Raw genomic sequence first — 1769 nt, 5'->3', positions numbered from 1 at the left:
GTGAACCACGCCGCCCATAACAAGCTTGTCTCCTTTATCTGGTCCATCGCCGATGACTGCTTGCGCGATGTCTATGTGCGCGGCAAGTACCGCGATGTCATCCTCCCCATGGTGGTGCTGCGCCGTCTGGATACCCTGCTGGAGTCCAGTAAGGAGAAGGTACTGGAGGAGCTGCGCTTCCAGCAGGAGGAGATGGGCCTGACCGAGCTGGACGACAATGGTTTGCGCGATGCCTCCGGCTACGTCTTCTACAACACCAGCAAGTGGACCCTCACCCAGCTCTACAAGACCGCCACCAACAACCAGCAGATCCTGCTGGCCAATGTGGAGGAGTACCTGAACGGCTTCAGCGCCAACGTCAAGGAGATCATCGAGAAGTTTGAGCTCAAGGCCAAGGTGCGCCACATGGCGAGCAAGGACGTGCTGCTCGACGTGCTGGAGAAGTTCACCTCGCCCACCATCAACCTCACCCCGCACGAGGTGGAGGACCCGGACGGCAACCGACTCCCGGCCCTCAGCAACCTCGGCATGGGCTATGTGTTCGAGGAGCTGATCCGCAAGTTCAACGAAGAGAACAACGAAGAGGCCGGGGAGCACTTCACCCCCCGCGAGGTGATCCACCTGATGACCCACCTCATCTTCGACCCCATCAAGGACAAGCTGCCGCCGGTGATGACCATCTACGACCCCGCCTGTGGCTCTGGCGGCATGCTCACCGAATCGCAGAACTACATCAAGGACGAGGAAGGTGCCATCCGCGCCACCGGCGATGTCTACCTCTACGGCAAGGAGATCAACGACGAGACCTACGCCATCTGCAAGTCCGACATGATGATCAAGGGCAACAACCCGGCCAACATCAAGTCCGGTTCCACCCTCTCCATCGACGAGTTCGCCGGACAGCGCTTCGACTTCATGCTCTCCAATCCGCCCTATGGCAAGAGCTGGGCCAGCGAGCAGAAGTATATCAAGGACGGCAGCGACGTTATCGACCCGCGCTTCGTCGTCAAGCTGAAGGATTACTGGGGCAATGAGCAGACCGTGGACGCCACCCCGCGTTCCAGCGACGGCCAGCTCCTGTTCCTGATGGAGATGGTGAGCAAGATGAAGGACCCGGGGCAGAGCCCCAGTGGCTCGCGCATCGCCTCGGTCCACAACGGCTCCAGCCTCTTCACCGGCGATGCCGGTAGTGGCGAGAGCAACATCCGCCGCCATATCATCGAAAACGACCAGCTGGAGGCGATCATCCAGCTGCCCAACAACCTCTTCTACAACACCGGCATCACCACCTACATCTGGCTGCTCTCCAACAACAAGCCGGAGCAGCGCAAGGGAAAGGTCCAGCTCATCGATGCCAGCCAGCTCTACCGCAAGCTGCGCAAGAACCTGGGCAACAAGAACTGCGAGTTCGCCCCCGAGCATGTCGAGCAGATCATAGAAACCTACCTGCAACTGACCGAGGTGGAGCGCGGTGCCGAAGAGGAGGCCAATAGTAATCAAATTGCTGCACAGGTCTTCGACAACAGCGACTTCGGCTACTACAAGGTCACCATCGAGCGCCCCGACCGGCGCAAGGCGCAATTTACCCCCGAGCGCATCGAAACCCTGCGCTTCGACAAGGCCCTGCGCGAGCCGATGCGGTGGATCTACGAAGAATACGGCGATGCCGTCTACAGCGGCGACATCCTAAAACAACACGAAAAGGCCATCCTCGCCTGGTGCGAAGAGAACGAGATCAGCCTCAACACCAAACAGCGCGGCAAACTGCT

1 protein-coding gene is annotated in these 1769 nt (G+C 59.5%); it reads left to right on the top strand.

The features are described from left to right. Positions 1-1769 (top strand): class I SAM-dependent DNA methyltransferase (locus IBX53_RS16015; RefSeq protein ID WP_290911350.1); only part of this gene is annotated, 1769 nt, incomplete at both ends.

It is taken from the genome of Halomonas sp., from assembly GCF_014859505.1.
Taxonomy (GTDB): domain Bacteria; phylum Pseudomonadota; class Gammaproteobacteria; order Pseudomonadales; family Halomonadaceae; genus Halomonas.
The sequence above is the reverse complement of the archived record's forward strand: the minus strand, read 5'-3'. Positions and strand labels throughout refer to the sequence as shown.